Here is a 23,504-nt window from a genome sequence, read left to right on the forward strand (position 1 = left end):
CCCGGGCCGGAGGGGACGTGGGACAACCCGAACCAGGCGACCGCGCCGAGCTGCTGACTCGCCTCAGGATCCCCGCGCTTCGGCCCGACCTGCTGCTCCAGGCGCTCACCCACTCCTCCTACCTCAACGAAAACCCTGCGACGCCCGCCTCAAACGAACGGCTCGAGTTCCTCGGCGATGCCATCCTCGGCCTCGTCGTCGCCCGCTACCTCTTCGAGCGCTGCCCCGCCGCCGGCGAAGGAGACCTCACCCGCATCCGCGCCGAGATCGTCCGCGGGAGCACCCTCGCCCGAGCAGCAGCCCGCATCGGCCTCGGCGAGTTCCTCATCCTCGGCCGAGGCGAAGAAGCCGCGGGCGGCCGCACCCGCGAACGGAACCTCGCCGGCGCCCTCGAAGCGCTCATCGGCGCCGTCTACCTCGACCGCGGGCTCGCGTCCGCCGCTGCGCTCATCCGGCGCCTGTTGCGCGACGAAATCGACCAGGCCATCCGGGAAGGCGTGCGCCCCGACGCGAAGAGTTCGCTCCAGCACCTCGCCCAGGCCCGCTGGCACGAACCGCCGGAATATGTGACGGTTGAGCATACGGCGGATGCGCCCCATCGCCGGTTTGTCGTCGAAGTAAAAGTCGCCGGCCAGCCGCTTGGACGCGGCGAAGGGCGCAGCAAGCGCGAAGCCCAGCAGCGCGCCGCCCAGGCCGCGCTCGAAGGGCTCCGCCAGGAGGAGGGCGCAGCATGTACCTGAAGCGGCTCGCCATCCACGGGTTCAAGAGCTTCGCCAACACCACGACCTTCGATTTCGGACCCGGCATCACCGCCATCGTCGGTCCGAACGGCTCGGGCAAGAGCAACGTGGCTGATGCGATTCGGTGGGTGCTCGGTGAACAGAGCGCGAGGCTCCTCCGGACGAAGAAACAGGAAGACGTCATCTTCGCCGGCACCGGCAACCGCGCCGCTGTGGGCATGGCCGAAGTGGCGCTCACGCTGGACAACACCGAGCGCTGGCTCCCCCTTGATTTCGCCGAGGTTGAAATCGCCCGCCGCCTCTACCGCAACGGCGAGAGCGAATACCTGCTCAACGGCTCGCGGGTACGGCTCCGCGACATCCTCGACCTGCTGATGAAGGGCGACGTCGGTCAGAACTCCTACTCCATCATGGGCCAGGGCCTGGTCGACGAGGTCCTTTCGATGACCCCCGACGAACGTCGCTCGCTCCTCGATGAAGCCGCCGACGTCAAGCGGTTCCGCCTCAAAATCAAGGAGGCGCAGGACCGGCTCGCCGCCACCAGCGACAACATCGAGCGGGTCGCGCTCGTCATCCAGGAGATTGAGCCGCGGCTCACCCAGCTGAGCCGCCAGGCCGAGCGCGCCGCCGAATACCGCCGCCTGACGGCCGAGCTTGCGAGCCTCCTCCGGCTCTACTACGGCCACCTCTGGGCTGAGGCCCAGAACGCCGTCGTCCGCGTCCGCGCGGCCCTCGACCAGGGCATCGCCGAGAACGAGGCCGCCGCCCGCCGCGTCCAGCAGCTGCGCGAGCAGCTCAGGACGCTGTCCGACGAGATCCGCAAGCGCCGCGAGGCCATCGCCCGCCGCGATACGCGCAGCGCCGAAATCGAACAGCGCATCGCCGCCACCGAGCAGGCGATCGCCCTCGACCGGGAGCGCCGCTCCATGGTGGCGGTGCGCGGCGAGGAGGTTCGCCGCGAGCTCGAGGCGCTCGAAGCCGAGCGCATCTCGCTGGCCAGCACCGATGTCGACGACGGCCGACGCAATCTCGAAATCGCCGGTCAGGCCGAGGCGATCCGCGCCGAGATGGAGCGCGCCCGCGCGGAGCTCGATGCCGCCGAGCGGGAATACTCGCGCGTGCGCAGCCGGGTGCAGGAGCTCCGCGACGGCGCCGACGGCGATGACCGCCGGGCCGCGTCGTTCCGCGCCGACATCGAAGCCGCGGAACGGCGCATCGCTGACCTCGACCGCGAACTGGAGCAGCTCGTGGCACGCCGCAAGGCCGCCATCGTTGAATTGCTCGGCAGCCGGCGTCGCATCGCCGAAGCCCGCGCCGCAGTCGCCGAAGGCGAAGAACGGCTGCTCCGCGCTCGCGAGGAGGCCGACGCGGCCCGCGAGCAGCTGCTCCGCGTGCAGGAGGAGGTCCGCGAGTACGAGGCCGCCGGCAACCAGGACCTCCGCGAACTCGATCACCTCGAGGGGCGGCTCGATGCGCTCCGCCGCGTCCAGGCCGAACATGACGGGGTCGCCGCCGGTACACGCCAGGTGCTCATCATGGGCCAGGCGCTCATTGAAGAGTTCGAACCCGGCAGCCTCGGCGAGCCGCCCGAACTCCCGGGGGTCATCGGCCTGCTCTCGCGCCAGCTCCGGGTGCCGCCCGGGCTCGAAATCGCCATCAACGCCGCGCTCGAGCACCGCCTGCACGCCATCATCGTCGAAAACGAAGCGGTCGCCCTCGAAGCGATCGCCATCCTCCAGCGGCGGCGGCAGGGACGCGCCCAGTTCCTGCCCCTCGATACCGTCCGCCACGTCTACCCGCTCAACCTCCAGAAGGAGCGCGGCGTCGTCGGCGTCGCCTCGAAGCTGGTCCGCTGTGACCAGCGGGTCCGCTCGCTTGTCGATACCCTCCTCGGCCGGGTCATCGTTGTCGAAGACATCCAGGCCGCGATGCGGATGATCCGCCGCTCCCTCGGGTCGGTCGTCACCCTCGATGGTGTGTACATCGAGCCGACCGGCGTCATCGCCGGCGGAGCGACGGGCGCCGACGAGGGCGAGTTTGCCCGCCAGCGCGAACTGGAAGAGCTCCCGGCCCGCATCGAAGAGCTGCGCAGGCGGACCGAGGTCGCCGCAGAACGCATCGCCCAGGCCCGGCTCGCCATCGAACAGGTCGCCCGGCGCTCCCACGAGGCCGAGGCCAACTATGAACTGCTCCGCCGGGCCCTCGAAGGTGCGCGGCACGACCTCGAGCGAGAGCGGGAGCGCCGCCACCGCATCCGCCGCGACGCCGATGCCCTCCGATCCAAGCGGGCGGATATCCAGCGCGAGCGCGCCGCGCGCCTCCAGCAGATTGAGCAGGCGAGGCTCGCCCTCCAGGCGCTGGAGAGCCGCGCCGCCGAGCGCCGCGCCGAGCTCGCCACGCTGGAAGAAGAGCTTGCCCTGGCCACGGCCCGCCGCGAAGCCGCCCTCGCAGCGGTCAGCGAGGTGTCCGGCAAGCTCGCCGCCGCCGAGGGCGAGCGCCGCACCCTGCTCGCCATGCGGGAGCAGCATGAGCGCGCGCTCGAACGGCTGGATGCGCAAATCCAGGCGAAAAAGCTCCAGGCGCGCAACCTCGAGCTCGAAGCCGGCGTCATTGATGAGCGGCTCGAGCGGCTCGCGCGCGAGCTGGAAACCATCCGCGCGGAGCAGGCCCGGTTCGCCGAAGATGCCGCGCCAGACCGTGATGAACTCCACCGTCTCGAAAACCATGAGCGCGCCATCCAGGATGAATTCGCAGCCGCGCAGGAGCAGCTGCTCGCCATCGACCGGCGCCGGCTCGACCTGGAGAACGAGCTCGCCCGGGCCTATGAGCGCCTCGAATCCCTCCGCCACGAAATGGAGCGCGAAGGGCTCGGACCTGCGCCGTCCGGCGAGATCGTCAGCCTCGACGAGCTGGAGCGCTTGGAGTCCGCCCGTGAGCCGGAAGCGCCTCGCGTCCAGGGCGGCGCGGCCATCGACGTCGAAGCCACCCGTGCGCGGATTGAAGAACTCCGGCGCCAGATTCGGCGCCTCGGCGCCATCAACGAGGAGGCCCCCGAGGACTACCACGAGCTGAAGGAGCGGCACGAGTTCCTCACCACCCAGCTCGCCGACCTCACCGACGCCGCTGACCAGCTCCGCACGGCCATTGCTGAGCTGAACGAGGAGATCCGGACTCGCTTTACCATCACGTTCGAGGCCGTCAACCGTGCGTTCGGCGAGTACTTCCAGGCCTTCTTCGGCGGCGGGCATGCCAGCCTCGCCCTCACCGACCCGGAGCACCCCGCCGAGTCCGGCATCGAGATTGAGGCGCAGCCGCCCGGCAAGCGGATCAAGAGCCTTTCGCTGCTCTCCGGCGGCGAGCGCTCGCTCACAGCAGTGGCGCTCCTCTTCGCACTGCTCACGGCGAATCCTGCCCCGTTCTGCGTGCTCGACGAAGTCGATGCCGCCCTCGACGAAGCCAACGTCGGGCGCTTCACCGGAGCGCTCAAGAAGCTGAGCGAACGGACGCAGTTCATCGTCGTCACGCACAACCGCCGCACCATCGAGGTCGCCGATGCGATCTACGGCGTCTCCATGGGCCGCGATGGCGTGTCAAAGGTCCTCAGCCTCCGGCTGTCGGACCTGCCCCAGCCGTGACCCTGTCCCCTAACCCGTCGGCCGGTACCATCGCCCCGAGAGCACCGAGAGGAGTGCGCCTGTGAGGTTCTGGCGTCGAAAACCCGCAGAGGCTCAGCCGGCAAACGAGGCCGCGCCGCAGGCTCCCGCTGAGCCGACCGCCGAAGAGCGCGCCGAACTCCACGAGCAGACCGGCCGCGCCGTCGAACGGACCCGCCGCGGCATCTTCGGCCGTCTCACCGCGCTGTTCGAAAAGGCAGATTTCGACGAGACGATCTGGGACGAACTCGAAGAGATCCTCATCGGGGCCGATGCCGGGCTCGAAACGACAACCGCCATCCTCGACCGCGTTCGTCAGCGCGTGAAGAAGGAGGGCGTCAAGCAGTCGGTCCGCGTCCGGGAGATCCTTCGCGAGGAGCTCATCGCCACCCTCCGCGAGCCCGGCGAGACCGTCCCTGCGTGGTCGCGTCCCGATGCCCCCTCTCCGCTCGTCATCCTCGTCGTCGGCGTCAACGGCGCCGGCAAGACGACGACCATCGCCAAGATGGCGCACGCCTTCAAACGCGACGGTGCGACCGTCATCCTCGGCGCAGCCGACACCTTCCGGGCGGCAGCCACCGACCAGCTGAAGGTCTGGGGCGAACGGGTCGGTGTCCGCGTCATCGCCCACCAGCCGGGTGCTGACCCCGGCGCGGTTGCGTTCGATACGCTCGCCGCTGCCGAATCCTCGCGCGCAGATGTCGTCATCATCGATACCGCCGGGCGCCTCCACACCAAGTCGAACCTGATGGAGGAGCTGAAGAAGATTGACCGCGTCATCAAGCGGAAAGACCCCACAGCGCCCCACGAGACACTGCTCGTGCTCGACGCGACGACCGGCCAGAACGGCCTCCAGCAGGCGCGCACATTCACGGGCGCGGTGGGTGTGACCGGCATCGTCCTCGCCAAGCTCGATGGCACGGCAAAGGGCGGCATCGCCTTCGCCATTGCGCACGAACTTGGCATTCCGGTCCGGTTTATCGGCACCGGGGAGCGGATGGAGGACCTCGCGCCCTTCGACCCCGTCGAGTTCGTCGACTCCCTGCTGGCCTGAGCGCCATGGAGGCTGTCCTCGCGGCGCTGCTCGCATCGCTGGCCCTCGGAGCGATCGGCCTGCCGCTGGCTGCCGTCCTCCTCCGGCGCCTCCCCGACATGGGCGCCGGGCTCGCGGTGCCCCTTGGCCTGCTGACGGTCTCCCTCCCGTACTTCCTCCTGCGCGTGGCGGATGTGCTTCCGCCGGGGCGGGGAGGCTACCTCATCGCCGCCGCGCTGGCGGGGGCCGGTGCGGCGCTCGTCGCCCGGAACGTCCGCTGGCGTCGCGCCGACCGGATGCGCCTCCTCCTCGGCATCGTTGTCGCAGCATCCGTCTACTTCGGAGCGTTCCTCGCGTATACGGCCTTCCGCTCGTACAACCCGGAAATCGCCGGCACCGAGCAGCCGATGGACCTCCTCTTCCTCAACGCGACGCTTACTTCGCCCGAGTACCCTCCCCGCGACCCGTGGCTCGCCGGCGAGCCCGTGAGCTACTACTACTTCGGCTACCTGCAGACCGGGGTGCTTACCGCCATCAGCGGAGTCCCGGCGTCGGTCGGCTACAACCTCGGGCTCGCCGCGACCTTCGCCGCGACGGCTTCCGGGCTCGTATCCGTGGCATGGGCACTGGCCCGCTGGGCCCTCCCCGCGCGGGCACGCGGCTACGCCGCGCTCGCGCCGGCTGCCGCCATCATCCTGGTCCTGTTCGTGGGGTCCCTCTCGGCCGTATTCGAATGGGCGGCCGCCCACGAGCGCTACAGCGAGCCGCTGTACCGTGCGTTCGGCGTCGACTACCTCCTCCCCTGCGACCCGGGAGCGACGGCGAACTGCTACGCCGGCCCCGCTGGCGCGCGGACATCGGCGTGGTACCCCACCGAGTACTGGTTCTGGTGGCGCGGCTCCCGCGTCATCCCCGGGACCATCACCGAGTTCCCGTCGTTCAGCTTCCTCCTCGGCGACCTCCATCCGCACGTCATGGCGCTCCCGCTGGTCACCCTTGCGACCGGTATCGCCCTTGCCCTCTGGCGGGGCCGGGCGCCGCTCACCTTGCGGCGTGCCCGGGCCCGGCCCTGGGAGCCGGCTGTGCTGGGCGCCATCTTCGGCGCGCTCGCCTTTCAGAATGCCTGGGATGTCATCACCTTCTCGGCCCTGCTGGCGCTGGCGGCCGCCGCGCGAAACGCCCGGCTGATGCCCGGAGGCCGCGCCCTGGCCGGCGCTGCGGCGTTCCTCGCCCCGGCCGGGGCGGCGGCGCTCCTCCTCTATGCACCCTGGTGGCTCACGTTCAGCTCACAGGCGAGCGGGCTCCTGCCGTACGTCGGCGAAGGCACCCGCCCGGCCCATGCCTTCCTCCAGTTCGGCGTCCCCGGCCTGGCGGCGGCGACGCTGCTGATCGCCGCGTTCCCGGGCCGGGCGCGCATCGGCCCGCCCGCGGTCGCCGCCGGATGGGTCGCAGTGGTCCCCTTTGTCGGCTGGGTCGCCTTCGCCGCCGCCCGCGGCGACCTTGCAACCGGCGCCGATGCCCGCGGCGCTGCCGGCTGGGTCACCCTGGCGGCTCTCGGTCTCGCAGCCTGGGCCTTGAGCGCGCTCGCACTGACCCTGGCCCTTGGCCGCCGGGGGGCGGCTCCCGCAGCAGCGCTCGCCGCGGTCGGCTTCCTGCTCCTCTACGGGGCCGAACTCTTCCTTATCCGCGACATCTTCTACGGGTCGGTCCCCCGCCTGAACACGGTCTTCAAGCTCAGCTACCAGGCGTGGCTGCTCCTCGGCCTCGCGGCCTCGGTCGCCATCGCCTCCTTGCTCGCCGCCGCCGCAGAACGGCTGCGGACTTCCCCGTCCGGTGCCGGCCTCCTCGCTGCCCGCGCCGCCCTCCCCCCGCTGGGCCTGCTCGTCGCTGCCGGGCTCGTCTATCCCCTGCTCGCGGTGTTCAACCGGACCGAGGGCTTCTCCCGGCCGACCGCCATCGACGGGCTGGCCTGGCTCCAGGCATCCGACCCCGACGAGTACGCCCTCACCCGCTGGGTTGCCGCGCACACGCCCCCGGGCGCGGTCGTCATCGAGGCGACCGGCCGGCGGTGGGCAATCGATGCTGGCGGGAACCGCACCATGGTTGACGCGAACGTCGACTACACCGACGCCGGCCGCATCGCATCGCGCACGGGCAGGCAGACGCCGATTGGCTGGTACTTCCACGAGATCCAGTGGCGCGGCGATTCGGAGGCGAACCGGACCCGCCTGGTCGAACGCCAGGGCGCCGTCGACGACGCCTACGTCACCTCGAGTCCCGACAGGGTCGTCGCGGTCATGCGCGATTTCGGCGCGGAGTACCTCGTGGTCGGCGCGGTCGAGCTGGCACGCTACCCCGGTCCGTTCCCTGACTACGACGCGTTCCTCGACCGCGTCTTCGAATCCGGGCGGTACCGGGTCTACCGGCTGCCCGAATACCGCCCCGTGAGCGCACCATGACCGAAGCGCCACATTTCGCCCGCCGTCCGACGATACCGGTCGCCGCACTTGCCTGGGCGGCGGCGGCCGCCGCCTACGCCGGCATGCGCATCGCTGTGGTGCTCTCCCTCCCGGTGGGTGGGCTTGAACTCTGGTCGCTTGCTGGCGCGTGGCAGGCCCGCGCCGGGTTCGACGACCCGCGCTACGTTCCCACCCTGTTCCAGGCGATTTCCGCCGCGCTCCTCCATCTCTCAGCATCGGAGATACCTTCGCGGCTGCTTGCGCTGGCGGCCGCACTGACGGTCCCGTGGTCGCTCTATGCCCTCCGGCGCAGCGTCGGCGAGCCGGCCGCCATCGTTGCGCTCCTCATCCTTGCCTTCGACCCCCTCCAGCTCGCCCTCGGCCCGGCGGCCTCCCTGGCCGCGTTCGATCTCCCCCTTGCGTTCGGTTCGCTGGCGCTGCTGCAGACCGTCGGCCCGCGCCCGTGGCTGTTCGGCCTGCTCGGGTTCCTCTGGGCGACATCGGGCCCGGCCGGGCTGCCGCTCCTCCTCGCCGCGGTCGTCGTCGCCCCGCGGGTACGGACAATGCCCCGGCTCCCGGCCGCGGCTGCCGTCGCGGGCGCCGTCGCCGGCATTGGGCTCGCCAGCGCGGGGTTCGGCCTCGGCTGGCAGGGCGTGACCGTGCCGGCCTTCGACGCCTTCGCCCTGGGCTTCGACGAGCACTGGTCGAGCGAAACGTCCCGGCGGCTGTTCGTCCTCTACGCATGGGGCCCTGCCCTGGTCGGTGCAGCGGGGCTGGCCCTCGCCGTGCTGGAGCGAGTCCCCCGCCCGTTCCCCGGCCCCGTCGACCGACTCCTCGCCGCCTGGTTCGCTGCGGCTGCTGCCTGGCTGTTCCTCGCCGGCGGCACCCACGACCCGCTGCTCGTTGCCGCGGTCACGGCCTCGGCAGCCCTGCCCGCCGGCGGAGCCCTGGTCCGGCTCATCGACCGGCTTGGCGAGGTCGACTGGCGCACCGCTGGCTGGCCGCTCGCCGCCGCGCTGGGCGCTCTCCTCGTCATCGCGGGGCCGCTGCTCGACTGGGCGCGCCTCGACCACGTCGGCCGCTCAAGCGAAATCGTCGCGGTCGTCGTCCTGGCCGGCGTTGCCGCCGGCGGCATCGCCATCGTCGCCCGCCTGCCGCGCAACCGGCCGGCCGCTGTCCTCCCGTTCGCCGCGGCGGCGGTGGTTCCCTGGCTCGCCGGCGGATTCGCTGTCGCCACCGGCAGCCCGAACGAACCGCTGCCATCCCCGGTCACGACGCTCCAGGCCGAAGAAATCCGCGATATCGTCACCGGCCCCGCGAGGGACCCGGCCGGCATCGCGGCCATCCACCCCGAACTTGCCGATGCGCTTACCTGGCCGCTCCGGGGCAGCCGCGGGCTCGTCGTGAGCAGCCGGGTCCCCCCCAACGCCAGCATCGTCATCTGGCCGGCAGGCAGCTCCCCGCCCGACGGCTTCCGCACATTCGAAGGTCGCTGGGCCCTGCTCAGGGAAAGACGCGGTCCAGAACCTGGCTTCCTCGACTATCTCCGCTGGCTGGCGAACCGCAATACTCTACCGGTGCGCGACCTCGAAGCAGCGGTCTACGCCAGGGAGCAGCCGTGACGTCCTCCGCAGCGGTTCGAACGGGCCGGCTCGAACGCGCCCTCGCGGTGCGCATCCCGCTATCCGCTGAGGCGGCGCTCTACGCGCTCGTCTTCGCGGCTGCCGTCGCGCTCCGCTTCTGGGACCTCGGCTCGCGCGCCCTCCACCACGATGAAAGCATCCACGCCCAGTGGTCGTGGGGCCTCCTCCAGGGCAACTACCGGCACAGCCCGATCTTTCACGGCCCCTTCTACTACCACTTCCAGGCCGCCATCTTCTTTCTGTTCGGCGCGAACGACTACACCAGCCGGCTGTCGGCAGCCCTCGCGGGGACGGCGGTCGTGGCCCTCCCGCTGCTCCTCCGGCGGCGGCTCGGTCCCGTGGGCACCTTCGCCGCCGTCGCGCTCATCGCCTTCTCGCCGACACTCGTCTACTTCAGCCGGTTCTTCCGCGAGGACATCTACATGGCGGCCTTCACGCTGACGATGGTCGTCGCGATGTGGCGCTACATCGACGAAGGCCGCAGCCGCTGGCTGTACCTCTTCGCCGCCGGGTTCACCGGGAACGTCCTCACCAAGGAAGGCGCCTTCCTCGTATTCGCGGCGATGCTGGTGTACCTCGACCTTTACACTGCCGCCATTCTTGCCCGGCGCACACTCGCCGGCCGGACCGAGCGGTTCCTGCGCGACGACCTGGCCCGCCTCCAGGCGCTCGACCTCTCGCCGGCCGAGCGCGCCGCCGCCGAAGACCGGCTTCGTGCCGGCGCCGTGCTCGATACCCCCATGCGGCGATTCGCACTGGCCGTCGCGTTCGCGCCCTATGCCTGGGTCCTGGCCGCCTTCTGGCCGTTCCTCGGCCCGCTGCGGCGCCGGCTCGATTGGGGCGAGGAGCTGCCCCGGCCCGCGGACGTGCTCATCCTGCTCGGCACGTTCTGCCTGCCGCTCCTCACGCCGGTCGCCCGGGTTACGCTCCTCGAACCGCTCGGCATCCTCGAAAAGGACCGGCTGAGCTGGGAAAAGAGCCTGCAGGGTCCCGTCGCGGCCCGCGATGCCGTCGCGCTCCTCGGGCTGTTCACGGTCACCACCAGCATGGCTGCCTTCGCCGGCCTCCAGTGGAAGCCGAAGGTCTGGGGGATCGCCTTCGGGCTCAGCGCCCTCGTCTACCTCACCCTGATGACCTCCCTCTGGACCAATCTCCATGGGCTCATCAGCGGGCCCTGGGGCTCGCTCGACTACTGGTACAGCCAGCAGGACGCGCACCGCGGCGAACAGCCCTGGTTCTACTACTACCTCCTCATGTTCGCCTACGAATTTCTGCCGCTGGCGCTCATCCTCTTCGGGGGATGGTGGGCGGTCGTCCGAGGCGACGCCTTTTCGCGCTTCCTCGTCACCTGGCTGGTCGGCGTCTGGCTCGCCCTCTCCTGGGGCGCCGAGAAGATGCCCTGGCTGAACACCCACATCGCCCTCCCCGCCTGCCTCCTCGCCGCCTGGTGCCTGCAGCGCGCGTGGGATAGCTGGAAGGACCGGCCGCCGGTCTCGGCCAGGGTGCTGACCAGTCTCGGCTCGGCGGCGCTCGTGGCGTTCGGTGCGCTCCTCGCGATAGCCTACCTTCCCGGCGGCCAGGCTGCCGCGCTGTTCCGCCTCGCCCTCGCAGCCGGCGCTGTCGCGGTTGTGGTCGTCATCGCCCGCGGACTCGGCGCGGGCGCCTGGCGGCCGGTGGCTGCTGTTGCCATCGTGGGCGCACTGGCGCCCTTCTCCTTCCGAACGATGGTCCAGGCCGCGTACGAACGCGGCGATGTGCCGAAGGACCTCCTGGTCTACACCCAGAGCTCGCCGCAGCTGAAGGACATTGCGGACCAGATCAACGCACTCGCCGATGCCACCGGCCTCGGCTACGACCTCCCCATCGCGGTCGACACCACCGATTCGTTCGCCTGGCCGTGGGCCTGGTACCTCCGTGACTACCGTGCAGTTTCCTATCTCGATTTCTCCACCGGCGAACCCCCGGGCCAGTACCAGGTGATGCTGGTTGCTGCCGGCAACCTCGGCCGCATCCAGGACTACCTTGCCCGGCCCGCCACCACCCGGTACGCGGCGCCCGTCCGCTATCCCCACCGCTGGTGGTATGACGAGACCTACAAGTGGGCGATGGCGGTCGAGAAGGGCCAGGCCTGCACCTCGAGCTCCGGCAACTGCGGCCCCTTCCGCCTCGCCACTTGGCGCCACATCTGGTCCGGCATCACTGAGCGCGGCTGGCTGAACGCCTGGGCGCGCTACTGGCGCGACCATGACCCCGGCCGACCCCCCGGCTCGACCGATGCCTACGCCTTCCTGCCTGCGAACTTCGACCCGGCCACCGGCCGCCTCCGCTCCGAGCCGGTCGAACCGCCGCGGCCCACCGCCGACGGCGAGGGGCGCCCCGTCTTCGGCGGCGCCGGCTATCAGCCCGGGCAATTCTTCAGCCCGGTCGATATCGAACGCGACGCCTCCGGCAACCTCTACGTCATCGACAGCGCAACCAAGCGGCTCCAGAAGTTCGACCCCGAGGGCAACGTCCTCCAGTCCGTCGACATTCGCGTGGACCCCCAGAACCGGAACGAACAGTCCGAACCATGGGGCCTCGCGATCGGGCCGCGCGGCGAAGTCGTTGTGGCCGATACCTTCGGGTGGCGCATCCGCATCTTCGACGCCGGCCTCCGGCCCATCGCCACCTTCGGCCAGCCGCCGACCGGAGCGACGCCCGGGCCGTTCGACCTGTTCGGTCCGCGCGATGCCGTCGTCCTGCCCGACGGCACTGTCTGGGTCACGGACACCGGCCACGACCGCATCCAGGTCTACACCCTTGCTGGCGAGTACGTCCGGACGGTCGGCGGCCCTGGCAGCGGCCCCGGCCAGTTCGACGAGCCGGTCGGTCTTGCGCTCGGGCCCGATGGGGCCGTCTATGTCGCCGACATGTACAACCGCCGCGTCCAGGTGTTCGAATCCGACGGCACCTACCGAGCAGAGTTCCGCGTCGAAGGCTGGGGCGGGCAGGACGTGACCGATAAGCCGTATCTCCGCGTCCTCGCCGATGGCCGCATCGCCGTCAGCCTCCCGTCGCTCAACCTCGTCCGCATCTATACCCCCGATGGCCGCCCGGCCGCCGAAATTCGGCCGACCGCGGAACCCCTGTCGCGCCCCTACGGGATGGTCGAAACACCCGGTGGTAAGCTCTGGATTGTCGAGGGCGGCGCAGCGCGCGTCCGGCGCTTCGACCTCCCCGATTGACCCCCGAAAGGCCGCACGTGGTCCGTTCCCTCCGCTTCTGGGTCAGCCTCGCCGTCAGCGCAATCCTCATCGCGCTCTTCCTGCGCGCCACCCACCCGCGCGAACTCGCCAGCGCCCTCGGCGATGCCGACTACCGCTGGCTCATCCCCGGGACTGCGGTGCTCTTTGTGGCGATCATCGCGCGGTGCATCCGCTGGTCGGTGCTCATGCGGCCTGTCGCCCCAATGAGCCCCGCCCGGCTCTTCCCGTACGCCATCATCGGGTACATGGCGAACAATCTCCTTCCCGCCCGCGCGGGCGAGGTCGTCCGCGCCTACGTGCTCGGCGACCGCGAGCGTGTCTCGAAGATGGGCACCTTCGGCACCATCGCCGTCGAGCGGCTCTTCGACGGGTGCACGCTTGTGCTGATGCTGCTCATCGCCGGAACCTTCGTCGGCTTCGACGATGGCCGGCTCCGCGCGATTGCCGTGGCCTCGACGCTGCTCTTCCTCGCCGCCATCGTCGGGTTCTACCTCCTGACCCTCCGCGAGGAGCGCGCGCTCCGGGTCATCCATTTCTTCCTGCGGTGGCTGCCGGACCGGTTCGAGCCGCACCTCGAAACCGTGGCCGACAACCTCGTCCGCAGCCTCCGCTCGGTCCATCAGCCGGCGCCCTTGCTGCTCGTCGCGCTGTTCTCGGGCTTGGCATGGACCATCGAAGCGGGCGCGTACGCCGTGATCGGCCGCGGCTTCAGCATGGACGTCACGTTCGCCCACTACTGCCTGCTCCTCGCGGCGGCCAACCTCGCCATCATCATTCCCACCTTCTTCGGCGGGACCGGGCCGTTTGAGTGGGCTGCAAAGCTGGTGCTCGTCGCGGCAAGCGTCGACCCCGCGGTCGCCTCGGCGTACTCGGTCGTCGCCCACGGGGTCATCCTTATCCCAACGACCGTGCTCGGGCTCATCCTCCTCTGGAGCTTCGGTGTCTCGTTCCGCCGAATCACCCGCGTCGAGGTCGAGGAGCAGGGGGCGGTCCTGTGAAGGTCGGCATCGTCGGCGCCGGCGTCGCGGGCCTCGCCGCCGCCCGCGTCCTCCGCGACCTCGGTCACGAGGTCGTCATCTTCGAAGGCCGTGACGAAGTCGGCGGACAGGTCGTCACCTTCCCCGTCGGCGGCGAAGAGCTCGAGTGCTTCTACCACCACATCTTCACCAGCGACACCACGGTCATCCGCTACATCGAAGAGCTCGGCCTCGGCCAGTACCTCCGCTGGATCGAGCCGCGTAATGCCCATTTCGTCCGGGGCCGGATGTACCCGTTCGTCACGCCGCTCGACCTCCTCCGCTTCACGGCCATTCCCCTCACCAGCCGCATCCGCCTCGGGCTCGCGGCGCTCTGGCTGCGGCGGCGGGCTGACGGCGTGCGCCGATATGAGGGCGTCACCGCCCGCGACTGGATGCTGCGGGCCGTCGGCCAAAAGGCCTTCGACGCCTTCTGGGGTCCGCTGCTCAAGGGGAAGTTCGCCGACCAGGCCGACCAGGTCGGGATGGTCTGGCTCTGGAACAAGATCTACCTCCGTTTCGCCTCCCGGAAGGGCGGCTCATCGAAAGAGGTGCTCGGCTACCTCGAGGGTTCGTTCAAGCGCTACTACCGCGCGCTGGCCGACCGGCTCGAGGGGCAGGGCGTCGCCATCCGTCTCCGGACCCCCGTCGAGACCGTGGTCAGCGAGGGTGGCCGGGTGACCGGCCTCCGGGCCGCCGGCACGTTCCATCCGTTCGACGCGGTCCTCCTGACCGTGCCGAACGTGATCGCGCTAAAGATTGCCCCCGACCTCCCGGCCGCCTACCGCGCCGTGCTCGAACGTGTCCGCTACCAGTGGGCAACCTGCCTTGTGCTCGCGCTCGACAGGCCGCTCACGCCGTACTACTGGCTCTCGATCGGCGATGACCTGCCGTTCGTGGCCTGCATCGAGCACACGAACTTCATGCCTCCTGAGCGGTACGGCGGCAATCACGTTGTCTACCTCTCGAACTACACGGCGCCCGATCACCCGGTCCTCCAGATGGACGCCGACGCCGTCTTCGCCCACTACCTCGACGGCATCCGCCGCCTCAACCCGGCGTTCGACCCCTCCTGGGTCCGGGAGAAGTGGTTCTTCAAGGACCCCGGCGGCCAGCCGGTCATCACCACCTTCTATTCGCGGTCGATCCCGGACATGCGCACCGGCATCGAAGGCCTCTACCTGTCGAACACCACGCAGGTGTACCCGGAGGACCGCGGCCAGAACTACAGCCTCCTCCTCGGAGAGAAGGCGGGCCGCCTCATTCACGACGATAGCGTCCGCACGGAGCCCGGGCGCGCCTCACAGTTCCAGTCCGGCTGACGCGCCGATTAGCCGCCTGTCTGCTACAGTTGCACCGAATTTCACAAGCGAGAGGTCCGGTCGATGGCCGCTGAACCCGGTTTGCAGGAGCTCCGGGAGCTCGTCGCCGAATTCCAGCCCGGCCGCGGGCACGTCCTGCCCGCGCTGCACAAAGTCCAGCGTACCTATGGCTGGGTCCCGCGCCCCGCGATCGAGGTCATCGCCCGGCAGCTGAACACGACCCCTGCCCTCATCTACGGCGCGGTCACGTTCTACAGCGACTTTCGGCTCCATCCTCCCGCGAAATACGAAGTCGCCTGGTGCTGCGGCCCCGCCTGCAGGCTCCGCGGCGGCGAGGCCATCCGCGAAGCGCTCCAGGAAGAGCTCGGCATCGGCCTTGACGAACAAACGCCCGACCACCGTTTCGGCCTCCACGTCGGCCAGTGCAACGGCACCTGCCACGAAGCGCCGCAGATTTGGGTCAACGGCCGCGTCCGCGGCAACCTCACGCCCGAATCCGCCCGGGAGTTCATCCGCTCGCTGAGGGACGGCGAATGAACGCGCGCCTGCAGAAGCTCATCGACAACGCGAAGGCCGCCTGGAACGCCGAGCAGGCATCCGGCCGCGTCCGCATCCGCGTGACACTCGACACCTCGTCCATCGCCCGGGGCGCCGAAGAGACGCTCGCGCGCCTCCGCGAGGCAGCCGACAGCCGGAAAATCGATGCCGACGTGGGCATTACTGGCTCCTGGGGCTTCTGCTGGATGGAGCCGTGCGTCACGGTGCGCTCCGCTGCCGGAACCCACGCCGTGCTCTACGGCAATGTCACCCCCGACCGCGTCGACGAGCTGATTGCCGCCGTCGCTGCCGGGCGCGATCTGCCGGAGCTCGCCCTCGGCGTCATTGAAGGAAACGCGACACCCGAGGTCCCGCTCCTTGAGGACCACCCCTTTATGAAGGGGCAGGTGCGCCGCCTCATGGCCAACCTCGGCCGGATTGACCCCGAGAACATTGACCATTATCTCGCCCACGGCGGCTACGAGGGGTTCGGCAAGGCGCTCGAGATGGAGCCCGAGGCCATCATCAAGGAGGTGCTCGATTCCGGGCTTGGGGGCCGCGGTGGCGGCGGCTTCCCGACCGGGCGGAAGTGGGACTTCCTCCGGAATGCCACGGCCTCGCCGCGCTACCTCGTCTGCAACGCCGACGAAGGCGACCCCGGCGCCTGGGTCAACCGCATCCTCCTCGAAGGCGACCCGCACCTGGTCATCGAAGGCATGCTCATCGCCGCCCTCGCCTCCCACGCGGACGAGGGCTACATCTACATCCGTTACGAGTACCCGCTTGCCTTCGAACGGATGCAGAAGGCCGTGGCCCAGGCCTATGAGCGGGGGCTCCTCGGAAAGGACATTCTCGGGACCGGCAAAAACTTCGACCTCATCGTATTCCTCGGCGCCGGTTCGTACGTCTGCGGCGAGGAGACCGGCCTCATCAACTCCATCGACAGCTATCGCGGCATGCCGCGCATCAAGCCGCCCTTCCCGGCCCAGGCGGGCCTCTGGAATAAGCCTACGAACGTCAACAACGTCGAGTCGTACGCCAACGCACCCCTCATCCTCCGCCACGGCGCCCGGTGGTGGAGTTCGGTCTCCGACGTCAAGGAGAAGGGCACCAAGATGTTCACCTTCTCCGGGCACGTCAAACAGGCCGGCTGCATCGAAATCCCCTTCGGCCCGAAGGTCCGCACCCTGCTCGAACAATACGCCGGCGGCCTCAGCGGGGACCTCCCGCTTAAAGGCTTCCAGCCCGGGGGCCCGCTCTCCGGCGTCCTCCCGGCTTCCGATATCGACCTGCCCCTCACGCTCGACCCCTACCGTGAGCGCGGCATGTTCCTCGGTTCCGGCGGCGTCGTCTTCTTCGACCAGTCGGCCTGCATCGTCGACCTCTGCCTCTTCTTCCTCGGCTTCTGCGAAGACGAAAGCTGCGGCCGCTGCACCACCTGCCACGGCGGCACCCAGCGCGCGGTCGAAATTCTCCGCCGCATCCAGGCCGGCGGCGGCCGCGACGCTGACCTCGAGAACTTCGAGCGGCTCATCGGCACCCTCGTCTGGTCGAACTGCCTCCACGGCCAGTTCGCGATGACCAGCATCAAAACCTCGCTGAAGGCGTTCCGTGACGAGTACGAAGAGCACATCGTCGACAAGGTCTGCCGGGCCGGCGTCTGCAAAGGGCTGATGCCCGGACGCTGGGCGCGCAGGGCTGCCGCACCGGTCGCCGCCGCAGCCGACTGAGCCGGCGCACATCCGTTCGCCCGCGCTACAATGGCCGTGCCCCCGCGCGGGGCCGGAGCATCGCCGCGTGTCGACGCCTATCCGGCAGCAGTACCTCGACCTCCGCAAGCGTTACCCGGGCACCATCCTCTTCTTCCGTCTCGGCGATTTCTACGAGACATTCGATGACGACGCGAAGCTCGTCGCCCAGGAGCTCCAGATCACCCTGACCTCGAAGCCGATGGGCAAGGACCTTCGCGTCCCGCTCGCCGGCGTCCCCTACCACTCCATCGACCAGCACGTCGCGAAACTCGTCGCCCGGGGGTACCGGGTGGCGATCTGCGAACAGCTCGCCGACCCTTCAGAGGTGAAGGGGCTGGTCCCCCGCGATGTCGTTCGCATCGTCACGGCCGGTACGGTCACCTCCGAAGCCTCGCTCGAGGCCGGCCGGGCCAACTACCTCGGGGCGCTCGTTCACCGCGGCCGCGATGCCGCCCTTGCGCTGGCCGATGTCACCACCGGCGAGGTGCGTCTCGTACCGGGCGACGCCGCCGCCGTAGAACTCGGCCGATCGCCGGTCGCCGAGCTCCTGGTCGAGGACCTCGCAGACGCCGCCGGCGCTGCGATGCCGGTCGTGCTCCGCCCGCTGCTGAGCGACATGGCCGTCGACGCGGCCCTTGCAGAGCAGTTCGGCGAGCACGCGCGCGAGGCGCTCGTCCCGGGGCCGGCCGCGGCGGCGGCGCTCGCGCATCTCCTGGCCTACCTGCGCGAAACCTTCCCGGCCGCGCTCGGCAGCCTCCAGCGCATCCGCGCCGAATCGGGCGCCGATGAGCTGCTCGTGGACGAGCGCACCCTGCGGAATCTCGATGTCTTCCCCGGCCCCGGCCGGACCTCCTCCCTCCTCGCGGTCATCGACCGGTGCCGGACAGCGATGGGCACCCGCCTTCTGCGCCACTGGCTTGCCCACCCCCTGCGCGACCCGGCGCGCCTCGCCGAACGCCACGACGCCGTCGGCTGGGCCGCCGCCAACCCGATCGAGCGCGAACGGGTGCGCTCCGTGCTCCGCGCCATCCCCGACCTCGCCAGGCTCGCCGGCCGCGTCGGCGCCCGCACCGCGACGCCCAGGGACCTGGCCGCCCTGCGCGACGGCCTCCGCGCGGTGCTCGACCTCGGCGCACTCCTTTCGTCGTGCGGGCTGCCGCCGCTCCTCGAAGGCGCCCTCCGCGGCCTGTCGGGCGCTGCCGAGCCGCTTGCCACCCTCGACGCAGCCCTCGCCGAGGACCCGCCTGCCGCCTTCGACGACGGGGGCGTCATCCGGCCCGGGTTCAGCCCGGAGATCGATTCGCTCCACGCCCTCACCCGGGACGCCCGCAGCTTCCTCCTCGGCCTCGAGCGCCTCGAGCGCGAGCGCACGGGCATTAAGTCGCTCAAAGTCGGGCACAACAAGGTCTTCGGCTACTACATCGAGGTGAGTGCAGCGAACGTGGCGCTCGTTCCGCCCCACTACCAGCGCCGCCAGACGCTCGTCGGTGCCGAGCGATACGTGACCGAGGAGCTCAAAGAGCACGAAGCCCGGCTGGTCGGCGCGCGGGAGCGCCTCGTCGAACTCGAGCGCCAGGCGTTTGCGAGCCTCCTCGAGACCCTGGCCGCGGGCCTGGCGGCGCTGCAGAGCGTCGCCGATGCCGTGGCACTGGTCGACGTCGTGCTTGCCCTTGGGGAAGTCGCGGCCGACCAGGGCTACACGCGCCCGGTCTTCACCGAAGGCGACCTCGTCATCCGCGGAGGCCGCCACCCGGTGGTCGAGGCCGCGGTCGGCCCGGGCCGCTTCGTGCCGAACGACTGTGTGCTCGACAGCGAAACGCAGATCCTCGTGGTCACCGGCCCCAACATGAGCGGCAAGTCGACCTTCCTCCGCCAGGTTGCGCTCATCGCCCTGATGGCGCAGGCCGGTTCGTTCGTGCCAGCCGCCGAGGCCCGGCTCCCGCTCTTCGACCGGATCTTCAGCCGAATCGGCGCCCACGATGACCTCGCCGCCGGCCAGTCAACCTTTATGGTCGAAATGGTCGAAACGGCGCAGATCCTCCACCGCGCCACGCCGCAGTCGCTCGTCATCCTCGATGAGGTGGGCCGCGGCACCAGCACCTACGACGGCATGGCGATCGCGCGGTCTGTCATCGAGTTCCTCCACAACCGCAAGGAGGGCGCCGCTCGCACCCTCTTCGCCACCCACTACCACGAGCTCACCGCGCTCGAAGGCATCCTCCCGCGCGTCCGCAACGCCCACGTCGCCGTCCGCGAAGAGGGTGCCGAGATCGTCTTTGAGCACCGGGTGGTGCCTGGCCCTGCCGACCGGAGCTACGGAATCCACGTGGCCCGCCTCGCGGGGCTGCCGCGGGCCGTCGTTGCCCGGGCCGAGCACCTCCTCGCCGAGCTCGAAGCCGAGCGGGCGGCGCACGGGCGCAGCAGCGCCGCACATGCTCGCAACGGCTCGGCCCCGGAGCCGGCCTTCCAGCCGCCGCTCTTCGGCGGTCCCTCGCCCGTCGAGGCGGCGCTCGCTGCCCTCGATGTCGACGGCATGACGCCCATCGAGGCGATCCAGAAGCTGTACGAGCTGCGCGCCATGGTCCTCCAGCAGCGGGTGCCGCGATGACCCTGAGCCCGCCGCCGGCGCCGGCCATCCGTGTCCTTCCGCCGGAAGTCGCTGCCCGCATCGCTGCCGGCGAGGTCGTCGAGCGGCCGGTTTCGGTCGTCCGCGAACTCCTCGACAACGCCATCGACGCCGGGGCCACCCGCATCAGCCTCGCGTTTGACGACGGCGGGCTCACCCGCATCGAGGTGTCGGACGACGGCCGCGGCATCCCGCCGGGCGATGTGGAGCTCGCCTTCGAGCGGCACGCCACCTCGAAAATCGCCTCGGTCGAGGACCTCCACCGGGTCCGCACACTCGGGTTCCGCGGCGAGGCACTGCCGTCCATTGCGGCCGCCGCCGATGTCGAGGTGCTGACCCGGGCCCGGGGCGAGCCGGTCGGCGTTTTTCTCGCCCTCGCCGAAGGCCGGCCGGTCCGCCGGATGGCCCGCCCGGCTCCCGAGGGCACGACCATCACGGTCCGGGACCTCTTCGCCCGCGTCCCGGCCCGGCGGAAGTTCCTCGGTTCGCCGGCCGCTGAAGCCCGCGCCATCATGACGCTCGCCATTCACTACGCGCTGGCCTACCCCAGCATCGCCTTCCAGGTGGTGAGCAACGGGCGCAGGATGCTTACCACCAGCGGCGATGACGACATGCGCCACGCCTTCGCCGCCATCTATGGAGCCGAGATCGCGCGCCAGGTCCTCGATGTCGACCACCGCGAGGGCGAGGTCTCGGTCACCGGCCTCGCAGCTCCCCCGGCCATCCATCGGGGGAACCGCGGCGGCATCTCGGTCTTCGTCAACGGCCGCTGGGTGCAGAGCCGGCCGCTCCTGTTCGCGGTTGTCGAGGCGTACCAGTCGCAGCTGCCCGTCGGGCGCTTCCCGCTGGCCGCATTCCATCTGCGGCTCCCCGAAGACGAGGTCGATGTCAACGTCCACCCGGCGAAGGCGGAGGTCCGCTTCCGCGACGAGCGCAAGGTCGCCCGGGCGCTGCGCCATGCGGTGCGGGCCGCGCTCGAAGCTGCCGCTCCGGTGACCTGGGTCGTCCCGGGGCACGATCCGTCCGCGCCCCCTGACCGCCCGCCCCCGGGCAGCACTGGCGTCCCGGCGCCCGCGCCAGCGACGCAGCCTGCTGCTCCCCGGTCGGCCGAGCCGCCGGCGGCGCTGCGGGGCCCGGTGCCGACCCAGGGGGTACTCGCCATCTCCCGCGCGATGCAGCCCGCTGTCCCGCCTCCAGCGGGAACGGCGGCCCACTCCCACCGCGACGTCCTTCCGCTGCTCCGGGTTGTTGGCCAGCTCAACGCCACCTACATCGTGGCCGAAGGCCCCGATGGCATGTACCTCGTCGACCAGCACGCCGCCCACGAGCGGGTCGTGTACGACCGCCTGCTCGCGCAGCGCGCCGCCGCTGGCGCGCCCGCTGTGCAGCCGCTGCTCGAACCGCTCCTCATCGAAACCGGGGCCGCCCTGGCCGCCGTGGCAGCAGCGAGCGAGGCCGACCTCCAGGCGCTCGGTCTCGTGCTCGAACCGTTCGGCGAGGGCGTGCTCCTCCTCCGCCAGGTGCCCGTCGGCTTCCGCGCCGACGACCCAGTCGCGGCGGTCGTGAGCGTCCTCGAAGCCATCGAACGGGATGATCGCGTGCCCGCGGGGTTTGGCCGGGCAGCCGCAACGATTGCCTGCCACTCCAGTGTCCGGGCGGGCATGGCGCTTTCAACCGAGGAGATGCGCCGGCTCCTCGAAGACCTCGCCGCGACGGCCACGCCCCGGACCTGCCCCCACGGCCGCCCCACGCTGGTCCTGCTCGGCACCGAGGCCATCGAGCGGCAGTTCGGCCGCCGCTGAGGCTCAGCCGCCGAGCGCCCGCACCGCCGGGATTGGCCGCGAGCTCGTGCGGTACTGCCGCTTCCCCTCCTCGAGCAGGTCGCCGCCGTGGCAGTCGTTGACCACGATGGCCGGGAAATCCTCGACGACCAGCCGGCGGATCGCCTCGGTGCCGAGGTCCTCGAAGGCCACGACCTCGGCCGATTTGATGTGGCGGTTGAGCAGCGCCCCGGTCCCGCCGACGGCGATGCAGTACACCGCGTGGTGCTGCCGGATCGCCTCCCGGACTGCCGGCCCGCGCCCGCCCTTGCCGATGATGCCCTTGAGCCCCGCTTCGAGCATCGGGATGGTGTAGGGGTCGAGCCGCATCGCCGTGGTCGGACCGGCAGAGCCGATCACCGCCCCGGGACGCGGCGGCGTCGGCCCCACGTAGTAGATGACCTGCCCGCGGAGGTCGATGGGCAGCGGTTCGCCGCGCTTCATCAGCTCGATCATCCGCTTGTGCGCGGCATCGCGCGCCGTGTAGATGACGCCCGTGAACGTCACGTGCGTCCCGATGGTCAGCCCCTCGATGACGTCGTCCGTCAGGGGGGTGGTCAGCCGTACTGAGTCAGCCATGGGTTCCTTCCGCGGGTGATGGTGCGAGTTCTTTGGACATAACGATGAAGTGTGCCGGCTGCTTGAGCTCGTGCAGGGCGTGGTCCGGCCAGGGCCTGGTGCCGGCAACCCGAAAGCCGAACCGCTCGTACAGCGGCGGCAGCTCGGTCCGGGGGCTGGCCACTTCGAGCGTGAGCGCCCTGCAGCCGGCCTGGCGGCACCGCGCTTCAACCGCTTCGATGAGGCGCCGGGCGATGCCCCGGCCCTGGGCATCGGGGTGCACGGCCAGCATGCCGAAATGCCCCTCGGGCGGCGCAGCGCTGTAGCGGATGCAGCCCAGCAGTTCACCCGCGCTGTCCCGGGCGACCAGAAACTGCTCGCGCTCGAAGCAGGCGCGCACCTCGTCGAGATTCGTACGGTCAACCGCCTTGAAGAAATCCTCCACCCGGTAGGCCAGGTTGATGAGCCGCACCAGGGCGACGGCGTCGCAGAGAGCGGCCTCTTCGATGGACACACCCGAGACGTCGCTGGCCCCGTTCATACTCGCTTCACCAGTTCGCAGTAGCGGTGCGGGACAAGGAAATCCCAGTGCCCTGCCGGGTGATCGGCCTCGTGGATGACCCGGTAGCCGAGCCGTTCGTAGTACGGCACCAGCCCGAACTCCCGGACGGTCCCCAGGCCGACTGCGGGATGGCCCTCTGTCCGCGCTACCTCCTCCGCCAGCGCCACCATTGCCCGCCCGATACCCTGGTTGACCCGGTCGTCATCGACCGCGGCCATCCCGAAGTAGAGCGCCCCGGCCCACGGGTGCCCTTTGGGCACGCCCGCCGGTTCGGGGCGCGGCGTGCCCGAAGGACCGAGCATATCCGGTTCGATGAACCGCTCGGCCGGGGCGATGAGCGCACTGCCGATGAGCCGTCCTGTCTCTTCGACGATGATGAACCGCGCATCCGGGCCGGCCTCCAGGAGCAGCTCCTCGGGCGTCGTCCGCTGGCCCGCGAAGAGGTGGCGGTAGCGCGCATATGCCCGGTTCACGAGCCGGGCTACGGCCTCGGCGTCGATCTCCCGCGCGGGAACCAGCCGGAACGTCCCCGGCACCGC

Annotated in this window: 15 protein-coding genes; 12 read left to right on the forward strand and 3 right to left on the reverse strand. The window is 70.4% G+C overall.

Going from position 1 to position 23,504, the window contains the following annotated elements:
- The first annotated feature begins 17 nt into the window (after positions 1-17).
- The 12 genes from rnc (at position 18) to mutL (ending at position 21,827) form a co-directional block, all read left to right on the forward strand.
- A complete protein-coding gene (gene rnc / locus Tbon_RS12495) occupies positions 18-740 on the forward strand; it encodes a ribonuclease III (protein ID WP_192497975.1) in 723 nt (240 codons plus the stop codon).
- Positions 731-4,375, forward strand: coding sequence for a chromosome segregation protein SMC (gene smc, locus Tbon_RS12500; RefSeq protein WP_158068007.1), 3,645 nt, complete (start codon positions 731-733; stop codon positions 4,373-4,375). The genes rnc and smc overlap by 10 nt, the downstream gene beginning before the upstream one ends.
- Positions 4,376-4,436: 61 nt before the next feature.
- The gene (gene ftsY, locus Tbon_RS12505; protein WP_158068008.1) at positions 4,437-5,447 is read left to right on the forward strand and encodes a signal recognition particle-docking protein FtsY; all 1,011 of its coding nucleotides are present in this window, start codon (positions 4,437-4,439) and stop codon (positions 5,445-5,447) included.
- Between the two features lie 5 nt (positions 5,448-5,452).
- Positions 5,453-7,885, forward strand: coding sequence for a DUF2298 domain-containing protein (locus tag Tbon_RS12510; RefSeq protein WP_158068009.1), 2,433 nt, complete (start codon positions 5,453-5,455; stop codon positions 7,883-7,885).
- A complete protein-coding gene (locus Tbon_RS14005; RefSeq protein ID WP_192497976.1) occupies positions 7,882-9,507 on the forward strand; it encodes a hypothetical protein in 1,626 nt (541 codons plus the stop codon). Before Tbon_RS12510 ends, Tbon_RS14005 begins: the two co-directional genes overlap by 4 nt.
- Positions 9,504-12,752, forward strand: a complete 3,249-nt coding sequence (locus tag Tbon_RS12515; RefSeq protein WP_192497977.1) for a flippase activity-associated protein Agl23 — start codon at positions 9,504-9,506, stop codon at positions 12,750-12,752. The genes Tbon_RS14005 and Tbon_RS12515 overlap by 4 nt, the downstream gene beginning before the upstream one ends.
- 17 nt (positions 12,753-12,769) lie before the next feature.
- Positions 12,770-13,771: a lysylphosphatidylglycerol synthase transmembrane domain-containing protein gene (locus Tbon_RS12520; RefSeq protein ID WP_192497978.1), complete on the forward strand. Its 1,002-nt coding sequence runs from the start codon at positions 12,770-12,772 to the stop codon at positions 13,769-13,771.
- The gene (locus Tbon_RS12525; RefSeq protein ID WP_192497979.1) at positions 13,768-15,111 is read left to right on the forward strand and encodes an NAD(P)/FAD-dependent oxidoreductase; all 1,344 of its coding nucleotides are present in this window, start codon (positions 13,768-13,770) and stop codon (positions 15,109-15,111) included. The genes Tbon_RS12520 and Tbon_RS12525 overlap by 4 nt, the downstream gene beginning before the upstream one ends.
- A gap of 63 nt (positions 15,112-15,174) precedes the next feature.
- Complete coding sequence (locus Tbon_RS12530) at positions 15,175-15,648, forward strand: NADH-quinone oxidoreductase subunit NuoE family protein (protein WP_158068013.1); 474 nt, start codon at positions 15,175-15,177, stop codon at positions 15,646-15,648.
- Positions 15,645-17,378, forward strand: a complete 1,734-nt coding sequence (locus Tbon_RS12535) for an NADH-ubiquinone oxidoreductase-F iron-sulfur binding region domain-containing protein (protein WP_158068014.1) — start codon at positions 15,645-15,647, stop codon at positions 17,376-17,378. Before Tbon_RS12530 ends, Tbon_RS12535 begins: the two co-directional genes overlap by 4 nt.
- Positions 17,379-17,445: 67 nt before the next feature.
- Positions 17,446-20,007 (forward strand): DNA mismatch repair protein MutS, encoded by a 2,562-nt coding sequence (gene mutS / locus Tbon_RS12540; protein ID WP_158068015.1) that lies wholly within the window; start codon positions 17,446-17,448, stop codon positions 20,005-20,007.
- Positions 20,004-21,827, forward strand: a complete 1,824-nt coding sequence (gene mutL / locus Tbon_RS12545; RefSeq protein WP_158068016.1) for a DNA mismatch repair endonuclease MutL — start codon at positions 20,004-20,006, stop codon at positions 21,825-21,827. Before mutS ends, mutL begins: the two co-directional genes overlap by 4 nt.
- 3 nt (positions 21,828-21,830) lie before the next feature.
- On the opposite strand, the gene Tbon_RS12550 is transcribed toward mutL, so the two are convergent.
- Genes Tbon_RS12550 through Tbon_RS12560 form a run of 3 tightly spaced genes read right to left on the reverse strand, consistent with a single transcriptional unit; the run spans position 21,831 to position 23,501 of the window.
- Positions 21,831-22,424 carry a FumA C-terminus/TtdB family hydratase beta subunit gene (locus Tbon_RS12550; RefSeq protein ID WP_158068017.1) on the reverse strand — a complete coding sequence of 198 codons (594 nt, stop codon included), beginning with the start codon at positions 22,422-22,424 and terminating at the stop codon, positions 21,831-21,833.
- Positions 22,417-22,944, reverse strand: a complete 528-nt coding sequence (locus Tbon_RS12555) for a GNAT family N-acetyltransferase (protein ID WP_158068018.1) — start codon at positions 22,942-22,944, stop codon at positions 22,417-22,419. Before Tbon_RS12555 ends, Tbon_RS12550 begins: the two co-directional genes overlap by 8 nt.
- Positions 22,941-23,501, reverse strand: coding sequence for a GNAT family N-acetyltransferase (locus Tbon_RS12560; protein WP_192497980.1), 561 nt, complete (start codon positions 23,499-23,501; stop codon positions 22,941-22,943). Before Tbon_RS12560 ends, Tbon_RS12555 begins: the two co-directional genes overlap by 4 nt.
- Between the last annotated feature and the right edge of the window lie 3 nt (positions 23,502-23,504).

The organism is Tepidiforma bonchosmolovskayae (assembly GCF_008838325.1).
GTDB classification, from domain to species: Bacteria; Chloroflexota; Dehalococcoidia; order Tepidiformales; family Tepidiformaceae; genus Tepidiforma; species Tepidiforma bonchosmolovskayae.

Excerpts from the sequence above, each read along its gene's own strand:
- smc (WP_158068007.1), top strand. The coding sequence starts at position 731 with ATGTACCTGAAGCGGCTCGCCATCCACGGGTTCAAGAGCTTCGCCAAC.
- Tbon_RS12510 (WP_158068009.1), top strand. The coding sequence starts at position 5,453 with ATGGAGGCTGTCCTCGCGGCGCTGCTCGCATCGCTGGCCCTCGGAGCG.
- Tbon_RS14005 (WP_192497976.1), top strand. The coding sequence starts at position 7,882 with ATGACCGAAGCGCCACATTTCGCCCGCCGTCCGACGATACCGGTCGCC.
- Tbon_RS12530 (WP_158068013.1), top strand. The coding sequence starts at position 15,175 with ATGGCCGCTGAACCCGGTTTGCAGGAGCTCCGGGAGCTCGTCGCCGAA.
- Tbon_RS12535 (WP_158068014.1), top strand. The coding sequence starts at position 15,645 with ATGAACGCGCGCCTGCAGAAGCTCATCGACAACGCGAAGGCCGCCTGG.
- mutL (WP_158068016.1), top strand. The coding sequence starts at position 20,004 with ATGACCCTGAGCCCGCCGCCGGCGCCGGCCATCCGTGTCCTTCCGCCG.
- Tbon_RS12550 (WP_158068017.1), bottom strand. The coding sequence starts at position 22,424 with ATGGCTGACTCAGTACGGCTGACCACCCCCCTGACGGACGACGTCATC.
- Tbon_RS12555 (WP_158068018.1), bottom strand. The coding sequence starts at position 22,944 with ATGAACGGGGCCAGCGACGTCTCGGGTGTGTCCATCGAAGAGGCCGCT.